The organism is Rhodococcus sp. 5A-K4 (assembly GCF_046097995.1).
GTDB lineage: Bacteria > Actinomycetota > Actinomycetes > Mycobacteriales > Mycobacteriaceae > Rhodococcus_F > Rhodococcus_F erythropolis.
On sequence record NZ_JBJURM010000012.1, the window covers coordinates 157,860 to 183,732 of the forward strand.

Sequence of the window (25,873 nt, forward strand, 5' to 3'; positions counted from 1 at the left end):
ACTGAAAATGCCGAGCGCAAAGACGCGCAACGCCATCATCACCGTCGTGGTGGCGGTGGTGGCGCTCGTACTGGCGGTCACCCTTTCTTCACGTGACTCCGACAGTTCGGCGTCGTCGGTTGCGAAGTCCTCGAGTGCCCAGTCCTCGACTGTTCAAGCCAAGCCGGGTGCTACCACCAAGGCCGCGCCGTCGAGTTCCGCGCCGTCGAGTTCCGCGCCCTCCAGCTCCGCCGTCAAGACAACGCAGCAGACGAACAGCGATGCGCCGACGCGCGTTCTCGCCACGCTCGTGGAGATCGACGCCGGGCGGTGGCCGGATTCCGCCAATGCGCCGGGCACCAAGGGCGGCATCACCTTCCGCAACAGCGAAGGGCGTCTGCCCGCTGTCGGTGCCGGTGGCGGACGTGTCGTCTATCAGGAATGGGACGTCAACGCGAAGAAAAACGGCCAAGGTCGTGATGCCGAGCGAATCGTCACCGGTAACGACGGTTCGGCGTGGTACACCCTCGATCACTACGACACGTTTGTGAGGATTCGCTGATGTCCGACTCGTCTACGGTCAGCGTGGCGCAGTGGCTGGATCCGTCTTCGGATGTGGCTTCAGTGGCCCTGCAGAGCGACCCGGCCGTCGCAGATGATCTTGCACGTGAACTCCGTGGCGAGAATTTTGTCGTTCGGGTGGTTCGCGGCGAGAACATGCGAACAACGGCGCAGGTCTTCGACGAGTTCGCGGCAGCCTTCCAGTTTCCGTCCCACTTCGGGCGCAACAAAGACGCTTTCGACGATGTCATGCGCGATCTCGACGGCGTACTCGGACTCGGCGCCGGATATGTAGTTGTGATCCGAGGTGCGGGTTCTCTACTGTCCGAGCAACAGGATCAGTTGGAGTGGTTCCGCGAAACGATGGACTTCTACACCGAAGAATGGGAACCCGTCGTTTTCCGGACCGTCTACCAGTTCGGTGCGGAGGACCTCACCGCCCACGGTGAAGACCTCGTCGAACTCGACTACCCGGGCACCACGCCACTGCACTGATTTCCACTCGTGAAAAGATCGGAACCATGTCGACCCCTGCAGAACAGAAGCCCACCGCAAAGCCTCGCGTGCTTTCCGGAATCCAGCCGACGTCGGATTCTTTCCACCTCGGCAACTACCTGGGTGCGCTGCAGCAGTGGGTTCCGTTGCAGGACGATTTCGACGCTTTCTACTTCATTCCGGATCTTCACGCCATCACGGTGACGCAGGACCCGAAGGAATTGCGTCGTCGCACCAAGGTTGCGGTGGCTCAGCTCCTTGCGGTGGGGATCGATCCGGATCGGGCGACGCTGTTCGTACAGAGTCAGGTTCCCGAGCACGCACAGTTGGCGTGGGTCCTGAACTGCATCACCGGTTTCGGTGAAGCCAGCCGTATGACGCAGTTCAAGGACAAGTCCGCCAAGCAAGGCAGCGACAACGCCAGTGTCGGTTTGTTCACGTATCCGGTTCTGATGGCCGCGGACATCCTTCTGTACCGCCCGCAGCGAGTTCCGGTGGGTGAGGATCAGCGTCAGCACCTCGAACTCGCACGCGATCTGGCCGGCCGGTTCAACACCCGCTACGGCAAGGCGTTCGTTGTTCCCGAGCCGCAGATCATCAAGGGCACGGCAAAGATCTACGACCTGCAGGATCCGACCGCCAAGATGAGCAAGTCCGCCGCCAGTGCGGCCGGACTGATCAATCTGCTCGACGATCCGAAGGTGTCGGCAAAGAAGATCAAGTCGGCCGTCACCGACAACGAGCGCGAGATTCGTTTCGACCCGCAGGCCAAGCCGGGCGTCAGCAACCTGCTCACCATTCAGTCGGCTCTCTCGGGAGTGCCGATCGAGACTCTGGTGGCCGGTTACGAGGGCAAGGGGTACGGCGACCTCAAGACCGATACCGCTGACGTGCTGACCGAGTTCGTCACCCCACTCAAGGCGAAGGTCGACGGTTACCTTGCCGACGAGGCAGAGCTGGATCGCATCATCGCGGCTGGAGCGCACCGCGCCCGTGAGGTGTCTTCACGCACTCTCGCCGCTGTCTATGACAAGGTCGGATTCCTGGCACCGAAGGGCTGACTTACGCGAATTCGGACTCACGACGCCTGACCGAACATGAGGGGGACGGCAATGGCTGACACGGACGACGACGCACCGAGCTTTCTCGAGAAGCAACGAGCAGCGCGACCCTGGCTCGATCATCTGGTTCGCGCCGCAGGACGTTTCCAAGAGCAAAAGGGCGATTACTACGCTGCGGGAATCACGTACTTCAGTGTTCTCGCATTGATTCCGATCATGATGGTCGCGTTTGCAGTGGCCGGTTTCGTATTGGCCGGGCATCCCGAGTACCTGGAGTCGATTCAGGAGCAGATCACCAAGAGCATTCCGGGCAGCTTGGGTGACACCATCAACACGCTGATCGATTCGGCTATCGACTCGCGCGCGAGCGTCGGAATCTTCGGTCTCCTGGGTGCCGCGTACGCGGGTCTCGGTTGGATGGCAAATGTTCGCGACGCGCTGACGGCGATGTGGGAGAGCAAGCGCGAGCCGAAGGGTTTCGTTCGTACCAAACTCGGTGACGCAGGGGCCCTCATCGGTCTGGCTCTCGCCATGGTCGTCTCACTGGGAATGTCGGCGCTGAGCAGCGGGCCGGTTGCGACTCAGATCGTGAAATGGCTCAACCTCGAGAACATCACCGGTGTCGGCGTGGGGCTCAGAGTCGTTTCACTGTTGCTCTCACTCCTGGCGACGTGGGCGGTGTTCCTGTGGGTGATTGCCCGGCTACCGCGCGAGCCTGTCACGCTGCGCAGCGCCGCGCAGGCAGCGCTTATCGCCGCGGTCGTGTTCGAAATCTTCAAGCAGGTAGGTGCGATCTACCTCGCGGCCGTCACCAGTGGCCCGGCGGGCGTGGCATTCGGCCCGATCATCGGTTTGCTCGTGTTCGTGTTCACTGCGTCGAGGATGCTGCTGTTCTGCACGGCGTGGGCGGCGACGACAAAGGAAAGTATGGCTCTCGCCTTCGTTCCGCCGCCGGATCCGGCCGTGATCTCGCCGCGAATCGTTGTCAGTGACGGAGCTTCACCGTCTCGCGTGGCTGCGTTGATCGCCACGGGTGCGGTTGCCGGCCTGGGTCTTTCGGGCTTCATGCGCCGTCGGCCGCGCTAGCGCCTTCGACGGTTCAGGGCAACGGCTCCCGCCACCAGCGCGATCACCACAACTCCGCCGACAGCACCGATGAGGATGCGGTCAGTGGTGTCCGACTCGGTGTCGGTAGCGGTGGGTGCTGCCGAAATCGAGCCTGGTGCAGCGGCAGACGGTGTGCGAGTGACATCGGGCGTGGCATCGTCGGTCGATCGGTCCGTCAACGAGCCGACGGTTGTGCTCGCGGGGAGGGCATATCCGTAGTCGAGTAGACGGGCAGCCTGCTCCCACGGACGGATCGGCTTGGCTTCGCCGCCCATCAATGTCACCAGTAGTTTCCGGCCGTTGCGCTCCGCAGCACCGACGTACGTGTGGCGGGCGTCGTCGGTGAAGCCGGTCTTGCCGCCCAATGCGCCGTCGTAGTTGTAGAGCAACTGATTGTCGTTCGCGAGAGTGAATCCGGGGCGGTCCTGATCGTCAGGAATCGTCGGATCTTTGGGGAAGCCGGGAAACTCGACGGTTTCGGTATGGATCAGTCCGGCAAACGTCGGATTCTGGAGGGCTGTATGGAAGATTACGGCCAGGTCGTACGGTGAGCTGCTCATCCCTGGGCCGTCGAGTCCGGATGGAGTTGCCGTGCGGGTGTCGAGGGCGCCGAGTTCGGCCGCGAGCGCGTTCATTTTCGACACGGCTGCAGCGTCACCGCCGAGTTGGCGGGCAAGAGCGTGCGCGGCATCGTTTCCCGACGCCATGACCAGACCCTGCATCAGTTGCCGGTTGGTGTACTTGCCGCCCTTGCCGATGCCGACAGCGCTACCTTCAGCGTCCGCGTCTTCGGCAGTTGCGGTGATTTCGGTGTCGAGATCGAGTTCGTCGAGCGCGACGAGAGCCAACAGCATCTTGATGGTGCTGGCCGGTCGGTAGCGACCGTGCGGATCTTTCGCGGCGAGGACCTCACCGGTTTCGGCGTCCGCGAGTACCCATCCGGATGCCGCGATGTCGGCCGGGAGCGGGGGAGCGCCGTCAGGAAGTACGACGCCACACTCGCCGAGCTTGTCTCCACCGACGGGGCTTTCCGGAATCGGGACGGCAGTCGGGGCCGTGGATCCGGGCGCGGGTGCTTCGGAGAGATCGATCGCCGGCGCCGGGCTACTCGTGAACGGGCAGCTGTCGGTGTTGGGTGTTGTGAACGGTGCCTCGGTGGTGGTGGTGGGCGGCGGCGGGGCCGGTTGGGCGCCGGCCACTCCCGAGGTCCCTACGACACCGGTAAACGCAATGCTCCCTGAGAGCACTGTTCCGGCCACTGCCACTGCACACTTTCGACGCCACATCATCGATATACGAGGGTATGCGAACGTGAGGGAACGTCCGAATCGCCACGCAAGCAGAGGGATCGAAAACAGGCGATTCGGTTTGTACATCGGTCATAGTGGACGATCGCCGCTGATGAGTTCCACCACCACGCAGAGTCTGTAACAGTGGGGTAGTCGACTACTCGAATGGCGCACACGCACTGACGACAGGGGATCGGTATGGGCAAGATCGTGGTGACAGAATTCGTGTCTTTGGACATGGTTATGGAAGCGCCCGGTGGCGAACCGGGCTATGCGCACACTGGATGGGTCTTTCCGTACCAGGAGGGCGATCAGATGAAGTTCAAACTCGACGAAACCCTCGCCGCGGACGTGCTTCTACTCGGTCGACGGACCTACGAGAGCTTCGCCGGTGCCTGGCCTGAGCGCGAAGACGACCAAGGCTTTGCGGACAAGATGAACGAGATGCCCAAGTACGTCGTCACGAGTTCGACGGAGCCGCTCGAATGGAACAACTCGACGGCGCTCGACGGTCCCATCGAGGAATCCGTTCCGAAGTTGAAGGAGCAGATCGACGGCGAAATCCTGGTCGCGGGAAGTCGGACGCTCGTCCACGCGTTGTTGCTGGCCGGTCTGGTCGACGAGCTACGGCTGATGGTCTTCCCGGTCATTCTCGGGTCCGGCGGGAGAGTGTTCCCCGAATCGGCCGACAAGATCGACCTCGAGTTGAAGGACGATCGTCGGTACGAATCCGGAGTTCAGGTGCTGACGTACCACCCCACGGTCGCGTAGACCTCTCGAAAACATCTGTGGCCGAGCCTCTTCGAGAGTCTCGGCCACAGATGTCTTGCGGCTAACTGTTTTCGGGGAAGCCGAGGTTGATGCCGCCGTGGCTGGGGTCGAGCCAGCGACTGGTGACGGCTTTACCTCGCGTGAAGAAATGAACACCTTCTGTCCCGTGAGCGTGGGTGTCACCGAAGAGGCTGTTCTTCCAGCCGCCGAAGCTGTAGTAGGCCATGGGAACCGGGATGGGGACGTTGATGCCGATCATGCCGACCTCCACCTCGTTCTGGAAGCGTCGGGCAGCGCCGCCGTCGTTGGTGAAGATGGCGGTGCCGTTTCCGTACGGGTTGTTGTTGATCAGTTCGAGGGCTTGGTCGTAGGTATCGACGCGCACGACGGAGAGAACAGGCCCGAAGATTTCGTCGGTGTAGATCGACATGTCGGTGGTGACGTGGTCGATGAGGGTGGGTCCAAGCCAGAAGCCGTCCGGTCCACCATCGGCCTGGACTGTACGTCCGTCGACCACGATGGTGGCGCCGTCCTTCTCGCCTGCATCGACGTATGAGGCGACCTTGTCGCGGTGGGCCTTGGTGACGAGCGGACCCATGTCGGAGTTCTTGGTGCCGTCACCGGTGACGAGGGGAGTGGTCCGCTCGACGATCTTGGCGACCAGTTCGTCGGCGATGTCGCCGACTGCGACCAGGGCGGAGATCGCCATGCATCGTTCGCCCGCGGAGCCGAATCCCGCGTTGACCATTGCGTCGGCGGCGAGGTCGAGGTCGGCGTCCGGCAGAACGATGGCGTGGTTCTTGGCGCCGCCGAGTGCTTGCACGCGTTTGCCGTTGGCGGTGCCGGTGGCATAGACGTACTGGGCGATGGGGGTGGATCCGACAAACGAAATCGCTTTGACTGCTTTGTTTTCCAGAAGTTCATCGACGGCGAGCTTGTCACCTTGGAGGACGTTGAAGACGCCGGGGGGCAGACCGGCTTCGGCCCAGAGTTCGGCGAGCCAGATCGCCGCGGTGGGGTCCTTCTCCGAGGGTTTGAGAATCACGGTGTTCCCGGCGGCGATGGCGACCGGGAAGAACCACATCGGGACCATCGCGGGAAAGTTGAAGGGGGAGATGATGCCTACGGGGCCGAGGGGTTGGCGGATGGAGTAGACGTCGACCTTGGTCGATGCATTCTCGGTGTATCCGCCCTTGAGGAGATGCGGTATTCCGCAGGCGAATTCGACTACTTCTTGTCCTCGGCTGATTTCGCCGAGGGCGTCGGAGAGAACCTTGCCGTGCTCGGCTGTGATGATCTCGGCGAGTTCACCTTTGCGAGCGTTGAGGAGTTCGCGGAAGCTGAACAGTATCTGTGTGCGCCGGGCCAGGGAGGTGTCACGCCAGGCGGGGAAGGCCGCCGCAGCAGCGTCGATGACGGTGCGGGCATCCTCGAGGTTCGCCAGGGCTAGTCGGCCGGTGATCTGTCCGGTGGCGGGGTTGGTGACGGGGGCGGTGTTCTCGGATGTTCCGGCGAACGACTTGCCGTCCAACCAGTGTGCGATGACACGAGTATCAGTGCTGGTCATGGTATTTCCTAGTGGTCTGGTGGCTCAGGAGTTCGGGGAGGTGTACTTGGCGACATAGTCGTTCATCGTCTCGCGCTGGTACCGGGAAACCTCGTGTGCGTTTTCGTTCTCGGCGAAGACGCTCGACACCATCACGGTGTTGTCACGATCGTAGAAGCCGAGTTTGCCGAGGCCGCCGAAGAATTCGTCCCAGTTGACGTCTCCGTCCCCGATTTTGAGGTGCTGATGCACTCGAACGGCATTGCCTGGCGGATTGGTGATGTAGCGAAGTCCGTGGGAACGGTGATGATCCATGGTGTCTGCCACATGTACGAGACGGACCATGTCGCCGGCGGCCTCCATGATGGCGGGAAGGTCCCCACCCATGTGGAATTGGTGGCACGCCACGATCACCATGCCGAGGTTCTTGGAGTTCACGCCACGGATCGTGCGGATCGCGGCAAGTCCGTCTTCGACAAAATCGTCCGGGTGCGGGTCGATCAGGACGTCGATCCCCTCGCGTTCGATGATCGGAAGCAGTTCCTCCATCGAACGATAGAACGCACGCTCGGACTCTTCGGCCTTCTCGGGGCGGCCGGAGAATTCGGTGTTCATGACGTTGACACCGAGATCGACCGTGATCTGGATGGCCCGCTTCCAGTAACGCACTGCTGCTTCGCGAGCGTCCTCGTCCGGGCCGGACCACCGAAGGACCGGGAGCACCGACGCGATGCCGACTCCCGCACTCGCGCAGGCCTTCCGGAACTCGGTGACGAGCGCGTCGTCGGCTTTCGGGTGATTGAAGAACGGGATCATGTCGACGTGCGGTGTGAGCTGCAGGTACTCGTACCCGAGATCGGCAACAACTCGGGGAAGCTCCAGCAGCGAGAAATCGTGATGGAACGGTGTGGGATCGAGAGCGACCTTCATCGCTACGCTCCGGCCACAGAGTCGCGCGCAACCATGTCCACGACGACGCGTTGACCCGTCTCCAGAGACTTCACGCCAGCGGCGCAGACAGCGGCCGCGGCGTACCCGTCCCAGGCACCTGGCCCGTCGATGTAGTTGCCGGTGCCGGCGCCCGTCTTCACTGCCTTGATCCACCGGGCGAACTCGGTGTCGTATGCCTGCCCGAAGCGTTCGCGGAATCCTGGGGTGATCTGCCCACCCCAGTTTCCGGGCTTGGTCTTTCGGATCAGTCCCACGTCGAGTCCGATCATCGCGCTTCCGAGTTCGCCGACAACTTCGGTGCGCACCTCGTAGGCAACTCCGGTGGTGACAAACACCTCGGCGTCGACGTGTCTACCGGACTCGGTCTCGAATATCGCGATCTGTGGGTCTTGAATGCCCTCGGGAGCAAGCGAATTCGCAGACGGCCGAATTATCTGCACCGAGGTGATCTCTTCGTCGAGCAGGAATCGCGTCACGTCGACCTCGTGGACGAGTGAGTCCTTGACGATCATCGCGCTGTCGAAGCCGTTCGGAACCGCAGGATTGCGGTGCGCGCAGTGCACAACGAGAGGGCGACCGAGATCGCCGCTGTCGATCAAATCCTTGAGCTGGGTGTATTCGTGGTCGAACCGGCGCATGAAACCAACCTGGATCAGTTTCTTTCCCAGCGCTGCTTCGGCTTTGACGATCGCCAGCGAACTGTCCGCGTCGGTGGTCAGCGGCTTCTCGCAGAGAACCGGCTTGCCTGCTTCGAGGCAGGCAAGTACCTGCTTCTCATGGGTCGGGCCCGGGGTTGCGAGCACAACGGCGTCGACGTCCTCGGCTGCGATGGCATCGAACGGATCGACGACGACGCGTGACCCCGGCGTCAATGCTGCGATTTCCTCGGCGCGGGCAAGAGAGTAGTCGTTGACGACAGTGACTCGGGCGCCGCCGATTTTGTTGGTGATGCGGTCGACGTGATCGGCCCCCATGATGCCGACGCCGAGCACTGCGATCCGGAGATCCTGGTTGTCAGACATGCGGTGGTACTCCTCGATTGTGTTGCTCAGCTGAAACGGACGGCGGGGACGCCACAGGTGGACAGGTATTTCTGAGTGCGCTGTGCGATGGGCAGCGGTGTGTCGGGATGGCAGGGATACATGTCCTGCTCGACGATCGCGAACACGTCGATGCCGAGCTTCTCGATGGCCTCCAGAAGCGGCGGCATGTCCGGGATTCCACGCGGTGGTTCGATCATCGCGCCGAGTTTGACGGCTTCGCCGAACGGCAGGTCCTCCGCCTCCACCTTGGCGACGATCGCCGGATCCACCTGCTTGAGGTGCAGGTACCCGATGCGCTCCGGATGCTTGTTGATGATGGCGAGATTGTCGCCGCCGCAGTAGCTGATGTGGCCGGTATCGAGGCACAGGTTCACGAAACGCTCGTCTGTACCTTCGAGGAACTTGTAGACGTTGTCCTCGATATCGACATGGCTGTCGGCATGAGGGTGGTACTGCGCCATGACGCCGTACTCCTCGAGCATCGCCTTGCCGAGAGCGTTCATGCCGTCGGTCTTCTTGCGCCACTGCTCGGGAGTCAGATTTCGATCCTCGAGTACCACTCCGGTGGAAGGATCGCGCCACATCTCGGGTATGACCACTACGTGCTTGCCGCCGACGGCTGCGGTCAACTTGGCGACGTCCTTGATCTGATTCCAGACGGCATCCCAGGAATCGTCCTGGTGCAGGTGTTCGAAAACGGTACCGGCCGAAAGCTTGAGGCCGCGTGCTCCGAGTTCGTCAGTCAGCTTGGCTGGATCGGTCGGAAGGTATCCGAACGGACCGAGTTCGATCCATTCATATCCCGACGCGGACACCTCGTCGAGGAATCGCGTGTACGGGGTCTGCTGAGGGTCGTCCGGAAACCACACACCCCAGGAGTCGGGGGCTGATCCGACGCGAATCGCGCTCATGTCTAGATTCCTTTCGCGGGCAGGCTTTTTGGGGTGTGGTTGTGCGGAAATTTCATTCGGATGGACGGAGGTACGGTCGCTGGATCTTCTTCCAGGACTCGTAGGTTGTCCGGGCGTTCTTGGTCGATTCCAGTTCGGAGGTGGCCGATACCGGTACATCCCACCAGGATTCGCTGTCCGGGGCGCCGATCAGCGGATCGGTTTCGACGTGGATGACCGTGCTGGTGTCGCTTGCTTTGGCGACTTTGATCGCGTCGGCGAACTCGGCGGCGGTGTTGGCGCGGATGACGTCGACACCGAGGCTGGCGGCGTTCGCAGCCAGATCGACCGGGAGAACACCTCCGTCGAGACGTCCGTCATTCGAGCGGTAGCGGTACTGCGTGCCGAAGCGCTGGGAACCCAGCGACTCGGACAGCGAACCGATGGAGGCAAATCCGTGATTCTGCACCAGGACGACGATGACCTTGAGGCGTTCCTGTACGGCGGTGACCAATTCGGTGGCCATCATCAGATAGGAACCGTCGCCGACCATCACGAACACGTCGCGATCGGGGCACGCCATGCGGACGCCTAGACCGCCGGCAACTTCGTATCCCATGCACGAGTACCCGTATTCGACGTGATACCCCTTGGCATCACGGGTTCGCCACAGCTTGTGGAGGTCACCCGGCATGGACCCGGCAGCGCACACCACGACGTCACGTGCATCGGACAACGTGTTGACCAGGCCGATGACCTGATTCTGATTCAGTGAGCCGTCAGCCGCGGGTTCGGCTGGGTTGTAGACGGATTCGACGATCGCATCCCAATTGCGGGCGAGTTCACCGATCCTGGACGCGTATTCGTCGTCCACCCGGTAGTCGTTCAGTGCAAGTGCCAGCGCGTCGAGTGCCTCACGTGCGTCGGCGACAACACTGACTCCGCCCTGCTTCACGGAGTCCAGTGAAGCGACGTTGATGTTGACGAAGCGAACGTCGGGATTGGTGAATGCGGTGCGGGACGCGCTCGTGAAATCGCTGTACCGCGTGCCGATTCCGATGACGACGTCCGCCTCGGTGGCCAGTGCGTTTGCAGCCGTAGTGCCGGTGGACCCCACCGCCCCGACGGATTGTGGATGGTCGTAGACCAATGAACCCTTGCCGGCCTGGCTCTGCCCCACGGGGATTCCGGTCTGCGCGCAGAACGCTGCCAGAGAGTCGGTGGCCTGGCTGTAGATCACGCCGCCGCCGGCGACGATCAGTGGCTTGCGAGCCGAGCGGATGATCGCGGCGGCGCGTTCGATCACCGATCGCTCGGGGAGCGGGCGGGCCACGTGCCACACCCGTTCGGCGAAGAAAGACTCGGGCCAGTCGAATGCCTCGGCCTGCACGTCCTGCGGGATGGCGATGGTGACTGCGCCGGTCTCGACGGGATCAGTGAGAACGCGCATCCCGGCGAGCAGAGCGCTCGGCAACTGCTCCGGGCGCCATACCCGATCGAAGTATCGTGAGACCGGCTTGAAAGCGTCGTTGACTGTGACGTCGCCGCTCGACGGGAGTTCGAGTTCCTGCAAGACGGGGGCACTGGCGCGGGTCGCGAAAGTGTCTGCGGGAAGGAGTAATACAGGTAGACGGTTGATGGTGGCCAGCGCCGCGCCGGTGATCATATTGGTGGCACCTGGGCCGACGCTGGACGAGACTGCCCACGTCTGCAGGCGGTCCTTCATGCGGGCGTGCGCGACAGCCGAGTGCACCATCGCCTGTTCATTGCGGCCGAGCACGTAGGGGAGTGTCGGCTCACGGCCGGCGTCGAGATCCTGGATCTCGGCCTGCAAGAGTGCCTGCCCCAGTCCGGCGACGTTGCCGTGCCCGAAGATTCCGAAGCAGCCGGCGAACAGCTTGGTGCGCTGGCCATCGCGTTCGGTGTACTGGTTGGCGAGGAAGCGGACGACAGCTTGAGAAACGGTGAGGTGTACGGTCGGCTCGTCGCGAGGTAGACGATTGCCGGTTGCGTTGTTGGTGGGTGCCACAGCTTTCACTTCCGTCAGTTGTGGGACTGCAACGGCAGTCGAGGGTCGATGTCCTGGTGATCCCAGCTTCCACGTAGCCAGGTGTGTTGCGGATCGTCACAGATGTTCCACGCCCGGATCTCGCCCGAACCTGCCATGACATTGAGGTAGTACATGTGGTGGCCCGGCGCTGCGATGGACGGGCCGTGATAGCCGTGCGGCACGAGGACGACGTCGCCGGAGCGGACTTCCTCGAGCACCTCGATAGGTCTCTCGGCGGTTCCGTACACGCGGTGGTAGCCGAAACCTTCGGTCCCAGTGGGGCTTCTGTCGATCTCGAAGTAGTAGATCTCTTCCAGGGCCGATTCGACGTCGCTGTTCTCGTCGTGCTTGTGGCTGGGATACGACGACCAGTTTCCACCCGGGGTGATGACCTCACACGCGATGATGGAGTCTGCCTCGAAAGTGTCTGCGGTGGCGAAGTTGTGAACCTGTCGGCTGCAGTTACCGGCACCGCGGAGTTCGACGGCAACTCCTGATGCGGGACCGTAGCGATGGGGGAGCTTTGCGCCGGCGCGCGCTCCGCACAGGGCGAAGCGGCCTCCACCTGCGCTGGCCACTGTGTAGTCGGAATCGCGTCCTATGTAGGCGAAGTCGCTCGGTCCGTCGAAGACCGACGCGCGGCCGGTCAGGGCGATCTCCGTCCCCTCGGCAACGATCACGGCCGAACCCGACAGTGGAACGACGACTATCTCGTTCTCGCCGGACTGCAAGCGGACGCTCGCGCCAGGGGCGAGTTCGAGTGTCCATAAGCTGGATTCGGTCCAACCCGCGGACTCCGGCGTGACCACTGTCGTGAAATCACCGTCGGCGGACGATCCGGCGGGGACGTAGTACTTGCTGAACATCTTGCTCCTGCCAGGTCGGTTCTAGTGGACGAGCTTGACTGCGGTGTCGACGGCCGCGGTCACGTCGCCGTCGGGTGGGTATAGCAGCGCGCGCCCGACTATCAATCCGCGCACGGACGGCAACTGAAGTGCAGCGCCCCACTTCGCGTACGTTTCTTCCGGCGCGATCTGCGGATCGCCCCCCAGGAGGAGCGTCGGGAGGGTGGTCGCATCCATGACGCGTTCCATCTCGTCGACGACCGGCAGTTTCATCCACGTGTACGCCGAGGTGGAGCCGAGCCCTTGGGAGATGTGGATGGACTTGATGACGGCGTCGGGGCTGAGATCGTTGACGACCTTGCCGTTCACGCGGCTGGAGAGAAACGGCTCGAGCATCGCGATCAGTCCGGCCGCGGCCAGTTCGTCAACGGCTTCGGCACATGCCGTCATGGTGGGCAGGGTGCCCGCGTCGTCGAGGGCGATGCGCAGCAGCATCTTTCCGCCGTTCATTCCGAACTTCGCGGTGCCCGCCGCGGTATATCCGGTCATGCGGTCGTCGAGTTCGAAGCTCGCGCCCGCCAGGCCGCCGCGGTTCATCGACGAGAAGACGACCTTGTCCTCGAGGGCCCCGAGGAGGAGCAGATCGTCGAGAATGTCCGCGGTACCGAGAACGCCGTCGACTCCGGGATTGTCGAGCGCCGTGCGTAATCTGTCGAGCAGATCGGTACGACTGTTCATCGCTGTCGGCTTGCCGCCGACAGACAATGCCCCACGCGCTGGATGATCGGCAGCGACGATCATCAGTCGTCCGTTGCCTCGAACGGTGGCACGAGGAGTTCTTGCTGCCCAGGACTTTTCGATGATCTGCGGATCGCTCGCACGCAGTTCCGTCACGTCGGCGTAGGTGGTGGCGAGGGGGCGGGCGGCGAGCTTGTCAGACATTGACTGCCTCCGTGGCTGTGGCTTCGGCGAGATCGTGGACTTCTTCAGCGGTTGGCATCGCAGTGGAGCATTCGAGCCGAGATGCGACTATGGCACCGGCCGCGTTGGCGTAGCGCAGTACCTTCTCCAGTGGCCACCCGGCCAACAGTCCGTGGCACAGTGACCCGCCGAAGCTGTCGCCGGCACCCAGCCCGTTGACCACGTCGACGGCATTGGGCGGCACGGTGATCGATTGCTTTCGTGTTTTGCCGAGAACACCCTTCGGGCCCTGCTTCACGATCGCCAGTTCGACTCCGAGGTCGAGAAGCGCGTCAGCGGCCTTGTTCGGGTTGGTCTCACCGACCGCGATCTCGCACTCTTCGCGGTTTCCGACGGCTACCGTCACGTGCGCGAGAGCGCGCTGCACCTGAGTGGTCGCTTCTTGGGGTGTCGACCAGAACATCGGGCGGTAGTCCAGATCGAGGATCGTCAGCGGGCGTCGTTCGCGGGCTTCCCAAGCAGCGAAGTGTGCACTGCGACTCGGTTCTTCGGACAGTCCCGTCACAGTCGACCAGTAGAGGGACGCTCCTCGAACGGCGTCGAGGTCGATATCTTCCGGGGTGATCCGAAGATCGGGCGCATGCGGCTTGCGGTAGAAGTACAGCGGGAAGTCGTCAGGGGGGAAGATCTCGCAGAACGTCACCGGTGTCGGGTACTCGGAATTGGTGACGACAAACCTGTTGTCGACGCCCAGACGTGCCAACTCGCGTGTGACGAACTTTCCGAAGGGATCGCTGCCTACGCCGGAGATCAGTGCTGCTCGCCGGCCGAGGCGTGCAGCCGCCACCGAGACGTTTGCTGCGCTGCCGCCGAGAAACTTGCCGAAGGTCTCGACGTCTTCGAGTCCGACACCGGTTTGAAGTGGGTAGATGTCCACCCCCGATCGGCCGATGGCAAGCACGTCGAAAGGTGCGTCAGGGATGTGTGACCCGCTCTGGTGAGTGTTGATGCTTGTCAAGACTGACTCCCGAGAGTTCGTGGTGGGCTGCCCGCGCAGGGCACCGTTGTATGACTGAAACTGTGCGCCGCGACACAGCGATTGTCAATAGTTTGTCTGGACATTATGACTTGCGGTCAAGTGAATGTTAGTGTTCGCATACACTGCCGAGAGAAGTAGCGTCGATACGGCGCCTTCCCAAGACAGATCGGAGTTGACCGTGGTCGCAGCACTCGCCGTCGAGTTGGACCGCTCGAGCCCGGTGCCGCTGTATTTTCAGCTGGCCCAGGCAATCGAGGGCGCTATTCTCGGTGGCGAACTTGCCCCAGGTGATCGCTTCGAGAACGAACTGGCGTTGGCCAAACGGCTCAATCTCTCACGTCCGACCACTCGACGTGCGATCCAGGAACTGGTGGACAAGGGCCTACTTGTTCGTAAGCGGGGAGTCGGAACTCAGGTGGTGCAAAGTCCGGTGCACCGCCCGGTCGAGCTCACCAGCCTGTTCGACGACCTTGCGAGGGCCGGCCAGGCGCCGACGACCAAGCTGCTCGAGTTCACGGTGGGAGTTCCCGCCGAGGACGTTGCCGCGGAACTCAACCTCGAACCTGACGCCGAAGTGGCCACCATCAGGCGTCTGCGAAGCACCAACGGCGAACCGCTTGCAGTGATGACCAACTACATTCCGGTGGACATCGCACCCGATCCCGAGGAGTTGGAGACGCAAGGGCTGTACCAAACCTTGCGAACTCGCGGCGTTCACATCCGTGTGGCGCGGCAGCGAATCGGCGCTCGGGCGGCGACTCGCGAAGAAGCAGGATTGCTCGACGAGAAAGTGGGTGCTGCCCTCTTGACCATGAGCCGCACTGCATTTGACGATTCAGGTAGTGCCGTCGAGTACGGCAGCCACTGCTACCGAGCGTCGCGTTACTACTTCGACACCACCGTGGTCGACCGCTAGACCTCGATCCCGGTGACACGAGTACCCGCCTGACCGAGTCAGTGGGGGTGATTTGTGATCCCAGCATTTCTGCGATCCTTCGATCATTTGACCCGAACGGAGCCTCATGACAGGCATTTCAGTAGCAGTTGCCGGATTCGGATGGATGGGCCGCGTCCACACGCAGGCGTATCTGCGTCTGCGGCAGCACTATCCCCAGCTTCCCGTGATCCGCCTGGCCGCCGTCGCCGACGAGGTGCCTGGCCGAGGGGAGGAAGCAGCGGACCAATTCGGTTTCGAAGCTTTCACCCAGGACTGGCGCGATATCGCAGCCGATCCGGCCATCGACGCGGTGAGCATCACGGCCCCGAACTTCTTGCACCGTGAAATCGGCGTCGCAATGGCAGAAGCCGGCAAACACATCTGGATCGAGAAGCCCGTCGGCTTGTCCACGGAAGACGCCAAAGCTGTTGCCGCAGCGGTCTCGAAGGCCGGTGTGCAGTCGACCGTCGGCTTCAACTACCGAAACGCGCCGGCTGTAGCCCTGGCAAAGAGCCTGATCGACTCAGGGGAGTTGGGCACGATCACGCACTCGAGGTTTCGTTTCCTCAGCGACTATGCGGCCCACCCTGAAGGCGCTTTGAGTTGGCGATACGAGCGTGAGCGCGGCGGCGCCGGCGTCCTGGGCGACTTGGCTTCGCACGGCATCGATCTGATTCGTCATCTTCTCGGTGACGTCGACGCTCTCGTTGCTGATACTGCGATCTTCATCCCGGAGCGTGCGCGTCCGTCCGCCGCTACCAGTGGACATGCCCGAGCCAGCGGCGGGGAGATGGGAGCTGTCGAGAACGAAGACTTCGTCAGCGCACTGCTGCGGCTCGGCTCGGGCGGCCGCTGCACCCTCGAAGCGTGCCGAGTCGCCGTGGGAGAGCAGAACAACTACGGATTCGAGATTCACGGTACGAAGGGTGCCGTGTTCTGGGATTACCGCCGGATGGGTGAACTGGGCACCAGCCTCGGCTCGAAGTACCAGGACCAATCCGTCACGACGGTTTTGGTCGGCCCCGAGTCAGGTGAGTTCGGACGCTTCCAACCCGGCGCGGCCAACGCCATGGGTTATGACGACCTGAAGGTCATCGAGGCTCGCAATTTCGTCTCTTCGATCTTGGACGGAGCGCCGCAGGGCGCGACCATCGCTGATGCTGTCGCGTCGGCGCAGGCTCTGGACGCGATGGTTACCTCGGTCTCCTCCGGTGGCTGGATTTCTCTCGGCTGATCGAGAATCGCTCCGAAAGGCTCTGGTGCAGTGACATTTCCCCGCGGACTGGCGTTGCTCGTGGCAGCAGCACTGTTCATGGAGATGCTCGACGCGACGATTCTCGCAACCGCACTGCCGTCGATCGCCCAATCCTTCGGAGTTGACGCCGTCGACGTCAATGTCGCCGTTTCTTCGTACCTCCTGGTGTTGGCCGTCCTGATCCCGGCGAGCGGATGGATGGCCGACAGGTTCGGAACGCGACGTGTCTTCATCTCTGCCATAGCCGTTTTCACGGCGGCGTCGGTGGGATGTGCACTGAGCACCTCCCTCCCGATGCTGGTGGGGATGCGCGCACTACAAGGGGTAGGCGGCGCCATGATGGTGCCGGTAGGGCGGCTCGCAGTATTGCGGGTGACGTCGAAGGCGGAACTCGTACGGGCTATCGCTTACTTGACGTGGCCGGCGCTCACAGCGCCGGTTCTTGCGCCCGCTGTGGGTGGAGCCATCGTGTCGATCGCTTCGTGGCGCTGGATCTTTCTGATCAACGTTCCGATCGGGATCGTCGGGTTTCTGCTGGCATTGCGCATGGTGCCCGACATTCGGCAAACACAGAAACGGAGCCTCGACTGGCTGGGATTGGTGGTGATCGGAGCAGGCGTCGCAGTCCTTGTCGTGGCGCTCGACAGCGTGCACAGTGCCGGAACCGACTGGCTACGAGTGGGCCTCGGGATCATTGCGGCTCTGATCTTGTTGAGCTTGGCCGTCATTCACCTCATCCGGTCGGATCACCCGCTCATCGCGCTCCGCGTCCTCCGACTTCGATCGTTTCGGCTCGTCGCGTCGAGCGGCTCGCTGTACCGGCTCGTGATCATGGGCGTGCCGTTTGTGCTGCCGTTGTTGTTCCAAGTGGGATTCGGAATGTCGGCGTTCAAGGCCGGTCTGCTGGTGATGGCTCTGTTCGCGGGGAATATCGCGATCAAACCGCTCACCACTCCGCTCATGCGCAGATTCGGGATCAGACGAGTTCTGGTGGGAAACGGAGTTCTGTCCGTGGTGTGCTTCGGTGCGCTGGTACTGATCTCGTCGACGACACCGGACGTCGTTATCGCTGTCGCACTGTTTGTCAGTGGCGCGTTGCGATCCATCGGGTTCACCGCGTACAACAGCTTGGCGTTCGCCGACGTCGACTCGGGTGAGCTGACCGATGCAAATACTCTGCATGCAACGCTGCAAGAGTTGGCATCCGGTCTAGGTATTGCACTGTCCGCGTTGGTGATCACGCTCTGCACACCGTTGGCGGAGTCGGAGGATCTGAGCGGCGGAGTGCCGTTTTCTCTGACGCTGGGTGTTCTCGGGGCCATGCTGGTGCCGACGGTGATCGAGAGTTGGCGGCTCCCACGCGATACAGGTGCTGTGGTGTTGGTGCGCCGATAATGAAGCGTCTTCCGCCACCTTCATCATAACGCGGGACCCGGGGCTTGCGGCAAGGCCCCGGTGATGGTGCACACTCGTCTGCTGCGAGCAAGCAAAAGCCTTGCCCGAAGGAGGGGATCGCATGAGTGACGTCATCATTGTCGGTGCTGGACCAACTGGATTGATGCTGGCAGGTGAGCTCCGGCTACAGGGCGTCGATGTCGTCGTCGTGGACAAGGACGAGGAGCCGACTCAGTTCGTCCGTGCCCTCGGCATCCATGTGCGCAGCATCGAAATCATGGAGCAGCGCGGGTTGCTGGACAAGTTCCTCGCGCACGGCCGCAAGTATCCGCTCGGTGGATTCTTCGCGGGGATCAGCAAGCCGGCACCCGCGCACCTTGATACTGCGCACGGGTACGTACTGGGAATACCTCAGCCCGAGATCGACAGGATTCTTGCCGAACATGCCACCGAAGTCGGCGCGGACATTCAGCGAGGGAAGCGCGTCGTCGCGATCCGTCAAGATACCGACAAGGTCACAGCGGAATTGTCCGACGGCACAACACTTCACGCGCGGTACCTTGTAGGCTGCGACGGCGGCCGCAGCACTGTTCGGAAGCTGATCGACGTCGGGTTTCCCGGCGAGCCGTCGAGCGCCGACACGTTGATCGGCGAAATGGACGTGACCATGCCGGCTGATGAACTGGCCGCCGTTGTCGCCGAAATCCGGGAAACGCACAAACGATTCGGAGTCGGTCCCGCCGGCAACGGTGCTTTTCGTGTCGTGGTTCCTGCGGCCGAAGTTGCCGACGGTCGCGCAACACCGACCACCCTCGACGACATCAAACAACAGCTACTGGCCATTGCCGGTACCGACTTCGGTGTGCACTCGCCGCGGTGGCTCTCGCGCTTCGGCGACGCCACTCGTCTGGCGGAGCACTACCGGCGCGACCGGGTGTTTCTCGCCGGCGACGCCGCACACATCCACCCACCGATGGGCGGTCAAGGTCTCAATCTCGGTGTGCAGGACGCCTTCAACCTCGGCTGGAAGCTCGCCGCCGAGATCAACGGCTGGGCACCGGTGGGCCTGCTCGACACGTACGAATCGGAACGGCGTCCGGTGGCTGCCGACGTGCTGGACAACACGCGCGCCCAGGCCGAGTTGATCTCCACCGCTGCCGGACCACAAGCGGTGCGGCGCTTGATCTCCGAGCTGATGGAATTCGAAGACGTCAAGCGCTATTTGACCGAGAAGATCACTGCGATCTCGATTCGCTACGATTTCGGCGAAGGCGACGACCTACTCGGTCGGAGGCTGCGTAACATCGCGTTGACCCGCGGCAACCTGTACGACCTGACGCGATCCGGCCGCGGACTTCTTCTCGACCAGTGTGGCCAACTGTCCGTCGATGGTTGGAGCGATCGCGCCGACCACATCGTCGACACAAGCACTGAATTGGAAGCTCCGGCTGTCCTGCTTCGGCCGGACGGTCATGTGGCATGGGTCGGGGATACGCAGGCGGAGTTGGATACTCAGATGTCCGCGTGGTTCGGCCGGCCGGCGAGGGACCGCGCGTGACCCTTCGATTTCGGTAACCGAGCACCGTGACACCTCGGGTGCACTACCGTTGCCGTTTATGGGACAAGGATTGGGGCAGATCGCGCCCGCGGCCTTGATCGCCGTCGGAGTGCTGATACTCACGGGCTGCACGACCAATGTCGATGTGCCGAAGACATTTGCTGCCACATTGACGGTGACCGGTCAGGCAGAGCAAGTCGAGGCCGGCTCTGGAGAGTGCGTGATCGACTCGATCCGTGTCGCTCCGAACGACCAGATTCAAATTTTCGGGGGCAGTGGCGCTGCGTCCGTCAGGTCGACACTCGAGGTCGAGGCAATCGATCAACTTCCTGACGGAATGAGCACGTGCTCCTACACCGCACATTTTGATGCCGTCCCCGCAAACCAGAAAAACTACGAGGTGAGCTTGGGCCGCTTTTCCCCGAAGTCGTTCAGCTCGGACGAGTTGGAAAACGGTGTCACCTATCAACTGCGCCGGCCCTGACCGAACCAGTTCTCCCTCACCCGAATTCTCGAACAGTAGCGATCCCTGTACTGCACGTCGAAAAAACCCGTACAGCATGTTGTATCCGGCGCGACTTTCAGTCAGCGTGCTTGGCGGTCCCTTCGCCTCCACGCTGTCGAGCCCTACCTGGATTGATGTGGAGCCGAACACCCTCATAGGTGACTGTGTACGGCACATCGTCATCGTTGTCCGGGTCGCCGGAGTCCGCAGGATCCGGCAGTTCCGCGATCTGTTCGATGACCGTCTGTGCTCGCGCCGCACCAGGATCGAACATTTCCTGAAACGGCCCGACGAAGGAGCCGCCGAGTCCGCGGCGCTTCGCCCGAACAGCCGCCCACCCGAACGTCGCCAACGGGCCGATCATGGCGAACAGCACTAACAAGTCCCACCCCATGCTTCGAGCGTACCGACCGATCGGCATTAAGCGGCCCAAGTCTCTTCAGTGCTGCCGTCCCTCAGCTCATTCGTCTCTCGGACTGTGCCTTCAGTAGATCGGCCAGTCGACCAGGTGAGATCCGCTCGCGAACCGCCTCCGTCACGAGTTCGGCCTGCGTCTGAGACGCGAGGCCGTCGATCGGTTGGTCTCGGTCCAGATTGGTCGGGAAGGCGTAGCCCTCGGCCGAGGCGGCGACGGCGCACCGAACTGCCTCGTCTGACCCCGCCTCGCTGAGAGCGAGCAGTGCCGGATAGATCGCGTTGACGAGTGCCTCCCGGTCGATGGTTCCGAGGGCTCGACCGAAGGCCGACGACACCTGGAGAAGATTTGCCATACGCAGGACGTCGGCGGACTTGTTGTGGCCTGCCGCGTGGAACAGGGCTGGGTTGAAGAAGACGGCATCTCCCTTCTTCAAAGGTAATTGGACGTAGTTGGCTTCGAAGAACTCCTTGAACTCGGGACGCTCGAATGCGAGGTATCCGGATTCGAATTGCTGCGAGTACGGCAGATACTTCGTCGGCCCCGTCTCGGCCGGCATATCCACGTGGGCGACTGCACCTTGCAAGGTGAGGGCAGGGGTCAAGCGGTGAACATGCGCCCGAAACTTCGCGGCTACGTCGCTCGACATGAAACCGAGGTGGTAGTCGCGATGTGGATTCTGTGCGGCGCCACCGGGATTGACGACGTTGACGTCCGACGTCACCTGATACATGGGGCCGAGCCACGCTTCCGAAGCCAAAGCGACAATGCTGTTTGCGTAGTAGTCGACGTAAGCCTTGGGATCTTCGAGCGCCAACTTCAGTTGTGCGCCCCAGATTCGGTCATTGGCACCAGGTTTGGCGAAGTGATCTCCGGACGCTGCACCGGATTCGTGTTGGCGTGCAATGAGTTCACGGAAGACCGCGCTGGCGCGATCCAGTATCTCCGCGTCGAATGCGCCTTGAAAGACTGTGATGCCGGGGCCGGTGAGTAACGCCCGGGCGATCTCGTCTTGGATCTCGGCCCGGGTTTCAGGATTCGACGATTGCTCTACCAATGCTTCGGAGCGGTACAGAAGAACCCCGTCGGCCACTGAATGGGCGTACGGGTAATCGGCAAGGTCGGTGTCGTGCGCGACCAAAGCGGCGAAGTCGTCGATGTTGCAGTCTTCTCGGTGCAACCTACCTGCGGACGGCACGGTGTGGTTGGTCAGTGATGGAGTCATTCGGGGCCTTTCCTGCGGTGTTCAAGATGCGCTGTACCTCAAAGACTGCCAAGGAGAACCCATCGAAACTACCCCTGAAATCCATCAAAAAGACCTCAGAAACTTTCCCCCACGGGCTCGACCGAGACAGTTGTCCCCGCGGAGTGCATCGACTTGATCACGGCAGCTGCCACGAGATTTGCCCGCAGGCCGTCCGCGGCTGTGGCCAAGGTCGACGGTCTTCCGGTGCTCAATGCGTCGATCCACTCTTGAAATTGGCGCCGATACGACTCGGCAAAACGCGGAATCCAATCCGCCGCATAGCCGTACGAGTGGGATCGATCCGCGTCGGTGTGGATGACCACCGGTTCGACGAGACGAGCGGCGCCGATTTCGCCCACGACCTCGCACCGAGTGTCGTAGCCGTACCGCGCGTTGAGAAAGACCTCGACCGTGGTGAGAACGCCGTCGGCGGTGCGCAGCATGATTATCTGCGGATCCTGGCGATCGTTCACCAGCGAACTCGAGCGCCCGCAGTGCCAGCTGGCTGCGACGACGGGGGAGTTCAAGATCCACGGCACGATGTCGAGTTCGTGAATCGCGGAGTTGGTCACCGTGGATTCCGAGCTGCCACCCGGGTAGGCGCTGACAGTGCGACTCGAGCAGTGCACGATCAGTGGGTCACCGATACGGCCGGAATGTGTTTCGGCCTTCAGCGCCACGTATCCCGGATCGAAGCGGCGCATGAATCCGACGCTCACAAGGGGGCTTTCGGGGTTCTCGGCCGCAGCGACGCGTCGGCAGTCCTCTGCTGTCACTGCGAGGGGCTTTTCACACAGAACCGGTATTCCGGCTTCGACAGCAGCAGGCGTGAGGTCGGCATGCGTTGAATCATGGGAAGCGATGACTACGGCGTCCACACCGGCGTCGTTGATCAGTTTCAACGGATCGGTCACCCACCGTGCGCCGACTGCGGACGCTACGGACTTTGCTCGCTCTTGATCGAGGTCTGCAACCACAGAGACCGTTGCCCCGGAGACCGTGGAGTGGAGATTGCGGACGTGGTCGGTGCCCATGACGCCGGTTCCGATCACACCGACACGAATCGACATGAGGTTCCTACTTTCAGAGGATTGAAACGGACAACCTAATGTCCTTACATATTTCGAGATTCGACTCTACAGTTCGAGGCATGACTTCTTCTACAGTTCTGGAACTCCCTCGCACCCGGGTCCCCGATCCGGTCGACGCTCCGACTTTGCGCTGGGGGATCCTCGGGCCTGGCTGGATCGCACAGCGCTTCGTGGAGTCACTCCAGAGAAATACAGCGCAGGAAGTCACGGCCGTCGCTTCGCGCGGACTCACCCGCGCTCAGGCCTTCGCGGACAATTGGGGGATCCGACGCGCTCACGGTAGCTACGACGCTTTGCTCGCCTCCGAGGATGTGGACGTCGTCTATGTCGCAACACCGCACACTGCTCATTTCGATTGCGCGATGGCGGCATTGGATCACGGCAAGCATGTCGTGATCGAAAAGCCGCTGGCTTTGAACGGAGCGCAGGGACGGGCGATTCAGGAGCGGGCGGCTGCGCTCGGATTGTTTTGCATGGAGGCGATGTGGACGTCGTTTCTGCCCAAGTTCGACGTGATCGACCAGATCCTCGAGGCGGGGCTGCTGGGAACCATACGTACGGTTCTGGCCGATCACGGCGAACGGTTCGAGACCGATCATCGTATCTACGATCCAGCGCTTGCGGGTGGGCCACTTCTCGACCTCGGGACCTATCCGGTCAGTCTCGCGTATCGGGTATTGGGTGTTCCTACTGCGGTTGCTGCCCTGGGCGAGCCGGCGAATGACATGGTGAACGGCCAGATCTCAGCGGTTCTGTCCTGGGCAGGCATTGCTCAGGCCAGTCTGAACACCACGATCCTTGCTGACACGCCCAACACGGCCTCGATCTGCGGCGACAAGGGGCTGATCGTTCTGGACTCGACGTTCTACCGGCCCGGGGCCTTCACTGTCCGGCTAGGTGACGGAAGATCTGTGCGCTACGACGATCCGGTCGACGGATACGTCGGAGGTCTCGCGTTCGAGGCGGCCGAGGCGGCGCGGCGGATCACCGCCGGGGATATCGAGTCGCCGGTCCATCCGCTCGACGCGGCCATTGCGACGCTCGACATCCTCGACGAGATCCGCCGTCAGGTGGGGATCATGTTCCCGGGTGAGGGCTAGAGCGTAAAGGCCTTCCGGAAAGCAGTGAGTGCGGTGTCACTGTCTCCCGATGCCCAGCCCTCCAAACCGATCGTGCCGGTGTAACCCTGGTCGGCGAGCACGCGTGCGATGGCGGGGTAGTTGATCTCGCCGGTTCCGGGTTCGCATCGGCCGGGTACGTCGGCCACCTGAATCTCGCCGATGTTGTCACCACAACGCCGCACGAGTTCGATGAGGTTTCCTTCGCCGATCTGTGCGTGGTAGAGGTCGAGCATCATCTTGAGGTTGGGGTGTGAGACGGATTCCACCAGTGCCAGGGTGTCTTTGGCGCGGGCCATCGGTACGCCGGGGTGATCGACGATCGTATTGAGATTCTCGAGGCAGAAGACGACTCCGGCTTCTTCGCCCAGTCTCGCGATCTTCTCGAGAGCGCGTTGGGCCGTCAGCCACATCGTTCCCGTAGTTCGATACTGCGGGCGCGCAGCCTGTCCGTCGATCAGCTCGCCGGTATGGAAGTTCAGCCGGGGAACGCCGAGTTTCGCTGCCGGAGCGAGGCATAGCGCCGCTGTACGTACCAGTTCGGCGCTGCCGGCGTCATCGAACAAATCGCCGTGGAGGTAGCCGGTCATCGAGGAGAAGCGAGCCCCGGTGGCGACCAGAGCATCGAGGTCCTTGTCTTGCCAACTCCAGATCTCGGCTGCGAACCCCGCCTCCGAGATCCGCCGAACACGCTCGACGACAGGGAGTTCGGTGAACGTCATCTCGGCGGAGACCGCCAAATCGAAGGGGCTCACTGCGGCACCGACAACAATGATACGGGCAGTCCGGTTTCCACGGATTCCTTTGCGGCCAATGCAATTTCCAGGGCGTTGCGAGCGTCGAGACCGTCGACCGACGGCGCACTGCCGGAGAGGATGCAGTCTGCGAAGTGCACCAGCTGGGCAACATAGGCGTCGTGAAACAGTTCGATGTTCACCCGAGGTGTGTCGGCCAGAACGCCCGGTGAGCTGTAATGACGCATCGCGGTCCGCGTGACCTCGCCTGCACTCACCATTCCACCGGAACCGAAAACTTCGCCGCGCACGTCGTAACCGTAGGTGGCTTGGAAGTTGGCCTCGGCCGACGCGAGGGCGCCGTTGTCGAAGCGCAACTGAACCATCGACGTGTCGAGGTACCCCTGCTCCTTGTACTGCGGATGGATGAGAGCATCGGCCTGCGCGAACACCTCGACGACGCGTGCCCCGGGGTTGAGCCAGAGCAGAGCGTCGAAGTCGTGAATCAGCGTCTCGTTGAAGATGGTCCACGGCTTGACTCGGGAGGCGACGTCGGCTGTGATTCCTGGGTCGCGGGTCAGAGAACGAAGTAGCTGTGGGGTTCCGATCCCGCCGGCGGTGATCACGTCGTGGGCCGCGGTGAAGTCGGCGGCGAAGCGCCGGTTGAAACCGACTTGCAGCGCAACGTTGTTCGCGGCACATGCGCCGATCGCGCGATCGGCGTCCTCGAGTGTCAAGGCCATCGGCTTTTCGCAGAAGACATGTTTGCCGGCCTCCGCGGCTGCCACCACGAGATCGGTGTGAGTTGATGCGGGCGTGCTGATGAGCACCGCTTCGACGGTCGGATCGGCAATCAGCTCAAGGGCGTCGGTGTACGCGCGGGCGTCGGGACTGACACGTTCGATCAACGACGCCGCAGCGCCGGGCGCAGGATCGGCGACGGCGACGAGACGGGTGCCGGGGATACGCAGCGCGACGGACTCGCCGTGGAAGCGGCCGATCCATCCGGCGCCGATGAGACCGACTGCAACAGAGGCAGACATGGGGGCTCCGTTCGGAGTGAGAATGAGG

At 62.3% G+C, this 25,873-nt stretch carries 25 protein-coding genes; 11 read left to right on the forward strand and 14 right to left on the reverse strand.

What is annotated here, in order from left to right:
* The first annotated feature begins 7 nt into the window (after positions 1 to 7).
* Genes ACKAMS_RS17740 through yhjD form a run of 4 tightly spaced genes read left to right on the forward strand, consistent with a single transcriptional unit; the run spans position 8 to position 3,182 of the window.
* The gene (locus ACKAMS_RS17740; RefSeq protein WP_099697310.1) at positions 8 to 541 is read left to right on the forward strand and encodes a ribonuclease domain-containing protein; all 534 of its coding nucleotides are present in this window, start codon (positions 8 to 10) and stop codon (positions 539 to 541) included.
* Positions 541 to 1,035, forward strand: a complete 495-nt coding sequence (locus ACKAMS_RS17745; protein WP_092763762.1) for a barstar family protein — start codon at positions 541 to 543, stop codon at positions 1,033 to 1,035. Before ACKAMS_RS17740 ends, ACKAMS_RS17745 begins: the two co-directional genes overlap by 1 nt.
* A gap of 26 nt (positions 1,036 to 1,061) precedes the next feature.
* On the forward strand, positions 1,062 to 2,096 hold the full coding sequence (trpS, locus tag ACKAMS_RS17750; protein WP_003941025.1) for a tryptophan--tRNA ligase: 1,035 nt from the start codon (positions 1,062 to 1,064) through the stop codon (positions 2,094 to 2,096).
* 51 nt (positions 2,097 to 2,147) lie between these two features.
* Entirely contained in the window at positions 2,148 to 3,182 is a 1,035-nt protein-coding gene (gene yhjD, locus ACKAMS_RS17755; protein WP_020969131.1) for an inner membrane protein YhjD, read from the forward strand.
* Here yhjD and ACKAMS_RS17760 read toward each other — a convergent pair.
* Complete coding sequence (locus ACKAMS_RS17760) at positions 3,179 to 4,492, reverse strand: D-alanyl-D-alanine carboxypeptidase family protein (protein ID WP_029254980.1); 1,314 nt, start codon at positions 4,490 to 4,492, stop codon at positions 3,179 to 3,181. The two genes, yhjD and ACKAMS_RS17760, sit on opposite strands and share 4 nt — an antisense overlap.
* A gap of 198 nt (positions 4,493 to 4,690) precedes the next feature.
* On the opposite strand from ACKAMS_RS17760, the gene ACKAMS_RS17765 reads away from it, so the two are divergent.
* A complete protein-coding gene (locus ACKAMS_RS17765; protein ID WP_019747666.1) occupies positions 4,691 to 5,263 on the forward strand; it encodes a dihydrofolate reductase family protein in 573 nt (190 codons plus the stop codon).
* 61 nt (positions 5,264 to 5,324) lie between these two features.
* Here the strand turns inward: ACKAMS_RS17765 and ACKAMS_RS17770 are convergent, their stop codons facing one another.
* The 8 genes from ACKAMS_RS17770 to iolC are packed head-to-tail and all read right to left on the reverse strand — an operon-like array spanning position 5,325 to position 14,527.
* Positions 5,325 to 6,830 carry a CoA-acylating methylmalonate-semialdehyde dehydrogenase gene (locus tag ACKAMS_RS17770; RefSeq protein WP_019747667.1) on the reverse strand — a complete coding sequence of 502 codons (1,506 nt, stop codon included), beginning with the start codon at positions 6,828 to 6,830 and terminating at the stop codon, positions 5,325 to 5,327.
* Positions 6,831 to 6,854: 24 nt separating this feature from the next.
* Positions 6,855 to 7,739: a sugar phosphate isomerase/epimerase family protein gene (locus ACKAMS_RS17775; protein WP_069145856.1), complete on the reverse strand. Its 885-nt coding sequence runs from the start codon at positions 7,737 to 7,739 to the stop codon at positions 6,855 to 6,857.
* A gap of 2 nt (positions 7,740 to 7,741) precedes the next feature.
* Positions 7,742 to 8,782: a Gfo/Idh/MocA family protein gene (locus ACKAMS_RS17780; protein WP_019747669.1), complete on the reverse strand. Its 1,041-nt coding sequence runs from the start codon at positions 8,780 to 8,782 to the stop codon at positions 7,742 to 7,744.
* A gap of 26 nt (positions 8,783 to 8,808) precedes the next feature.
* Positions 8,809 to 9,714, reverse strand: a complete 906-nt coding sequence (locus ACKAMS_RS17785; RefSeq protein WP_019747670.1) for a sugar phosphate isomerase/epimerase — start codon at positions 9,712 to 9,714, stop codon at positions 8,809 to 8,811.
* 52 nt (positions 9,715 to 9,766) lie between these two features.
* Positions 9,767 to 11,722, reverse strand: coding sequence for a 3D-(3,5/4)-trihydroxycyclohexane-1,2-dione acylhydrolase (decyclizing) (iolD, locus tag ACKAMS_RS17790; protein ID WP_408989315.1), 1,956 nt, complete (start codon positions 11,720 to 11,722; stop codon positions 9,767 to 9,769).
* 14 nt (positions 11,723 to 11,736) lie between these two features.
* Positions 11,737 to 12,609, reverse strand: coding sequence for a 5-deoxy-glucuronate isomerase (gene iolB, locus ACKAMS_RS17795; RefSeq protein WP_020969138.1), 873 nt, complete (start codon positions 12,607 to 12,609; stop codon positions 11,737 to 11,739).
* A 21-nt stretch (positions 12,610 to 12,630) separates the two neighbouring features.
* Complete coding sequence (locus ACKAMS_RS17800) at positions 12,631 to 13,530, reverse strand: aldolase (RefSeq protein ID WP_133728409.1); 900 nt, start codon at positions 13,528 to 13,530, stop codon at positions 12,631 to 12,633.
* Positions 13,523 to 14,527, reverse strand: a complete 1,005-nt coding sequence (gene iolC, locus ACKAMS_RS17805) for a 5-dehydro-2-deoxygluconokinase (RefSeq protein ID WP_153213022.1) — start codon at positions 14,525 to 14,527, stop codon at positions 13,523 to 13,525. The genes ACKAMS_RS17800 and iolC overlap by 8 nt, the downstream gene beginning before the upstream one ends.
* A 199-nt stretch (positions 14,528 to 14,726) precedes the next feature.
* On the opposite strand from iolC, the gene ACKAMS_RS17810 reads away from it, so the two are divergent.
* The 5 genes from ACKAMS_RS17810 to ACKAMS_RS17830 all read left to right on the forward strand — a co-directional run bounded on the left by ACKAMS_RS17810 (position 14,727) and on the right by ACKAMS_RS17830 (position 20,177).
* Positions 14,727 to 15,464: a GntR family transcriptional regulator gene (locus ACKAMS_RS17810; protein WP_003941006.1), complete on the forward strand. Its 738-nt coding sequence runs from the start codon at positions 14,727 to 14,729 to the stop codon at positions 15,462 to 15,464.
* Between the two features lie 106 nt (positions 15,465 to 15,570).
* On the forward strand, positions 15,571 to 16,719 hold the full coding sequence (locus tag ACKAMS_RS17815) for a Gfo/Idh/MocA family protein (protein ID WP_408989316.1): 1,149 nt from the start codon (positions 15,571 to 15,573) through the stop codon (positions 16,717 to 16,719).
* A gap of 30 nt (positions 16,720 to 16,749) precedes the next feature.
* Positions 16,750 to 18,135 carry an MFS transporter gene (locus tag ACKAMS_RS17820; RefSeq protein ID WP_134998747.1) on the forward strand — a complete coding sequence of 462 codons (1,386 nt, stop codon included), beginning with the start codon at positions 16,750 to 16,752 and terminating at the stop codon, positions 18,133 to 18,135.
* A 121-nt stretch (positions 18,136 to 18,256) separates the two neighbouring features.
* Complete coding sequence (gene iri / locus ACKAMS_RS17825; protein WP_408989317.1) at positions 18,257 to 19,693, forward strand: rifampin monooxygenase Iri; 1,437 nt, start codon at positions 18,257 to 18,259, stop codon at positions 19,691 to 19,693.
* Between the two features lie 58 nt (positions 19,694 to 19,751).
* Positions 19,752 to 20,177: a hypothetical protein gene (locus tag ACKAMS_RS17830; RefSeq protein ID WP_029254990.1), complete on the forward strand. Its 426-nt coding sequence runs from the start codon at positions 19,752 to 19,754 to the stop codon at positions 20,175 to 20,177.
* A 97-nt stretch (positions 20,178 to 20,274) separates the two neighbouring features.
* On the opposite strand, the gene ACKAMS_RS17835 is transcribed toward ACKAMS_RS17830, so the two are convergent.
* The 3 genes from ACKAMS_RS17835 to ACKAMS_RS17845 form a co-directional block, all read right to left on the reverse strand.
* On the reverse strand, positions 20,275 to 20,592 hold the full coding sequence (locus tag ACKAMS_RS17835; protein ID WP_037119347.1) for a hypothetical protein: 318 nt from the start codon (positions 20,590 to 20,592) through the stop codon (positions 20,275 to 20,277).
* Between the two features lie 61 nt (positions 20,593 to 20,653).
* Positions 20,654 to 21,838, reverse strand: a complete 1,185-nt coding sequence (locus tag ACKAMS_RS17840; protein WP_408989318.1) for a phytanoyl-CoA dioxygenase family protein — start codon at positions 21,836 to 21,838, stop codon at positions 20,654 to 20,656.
* A 95-nt stretch (positions 21,839 to 21,933) separates the two neighbouring features.
* On the reverse strand, positions 21,934 to 22,929 hold the full coding sequence (locus tag ACKAMS_RS17845; protein WP_408989319.1) for a Gfo/Idh/MocA family oxidoreductase: 996 nt from the start codon (positions 22,927 to 22,929) through the stop codon (positions 21,934 to 21,936).
* Positions 22,930 to 23,009: 80 nt separating this feature from the next.
* On the opposite strand from ACKAMS_RS17845, the gene ACKAMS_RS17850 reads away from it, so the two are divergent.
* Positions 23,010 to 24,050 (forward strand): Gfo/Idh/MocA family oxidoreductase, encoded by a 1,041-nt coding sequence (locus tag ACKAMS_RS17850; protein WP_317559268.1) that lies wholly within the window; start codon positions 23,010 to 23,012, stop codon positions 24,048 to 24,050.
* Here the strand turns inward: ACKAMS_RS17850 and ACKAMS_RS17855 are convergent.
* The gene (locus ACKAMS_RS17855; protein ID WP_080945650.1) at positions 24,047 to 24,823 is read right to left on the reverse strand and encodes a TIM barrel protein; all 777 of its coding nucleotides are present in this window, start codon (positions 24,821 to 24,823) and stop codon (positions 24,047 to 24,049) included. The two genes, ACKAMS_RS17850 and ACKAMS_RS17855, sit on opposite strands and share 4 nt — an antisense overlap.
* Positions 24,820 to 25,845: a Gfo/Idh/MocA family oxidoreductase gene (locus tag ACKAMS_RS17860; RefSeq protein WP_283568008.1), complete on the reverse strand. Its 1,026-nt coding sequence runs from the start codon at positions 25,843 to 25,845 to the stop codon at positions 24,820 to 24,822. Before ACKAMS_RS17860 ends, ACKAMS_RS17855 begins: the two co-directional genes overlap by 4 nt.
* Positions 25,846 to 25,873 lie beyond the last annotated feature (28 nt).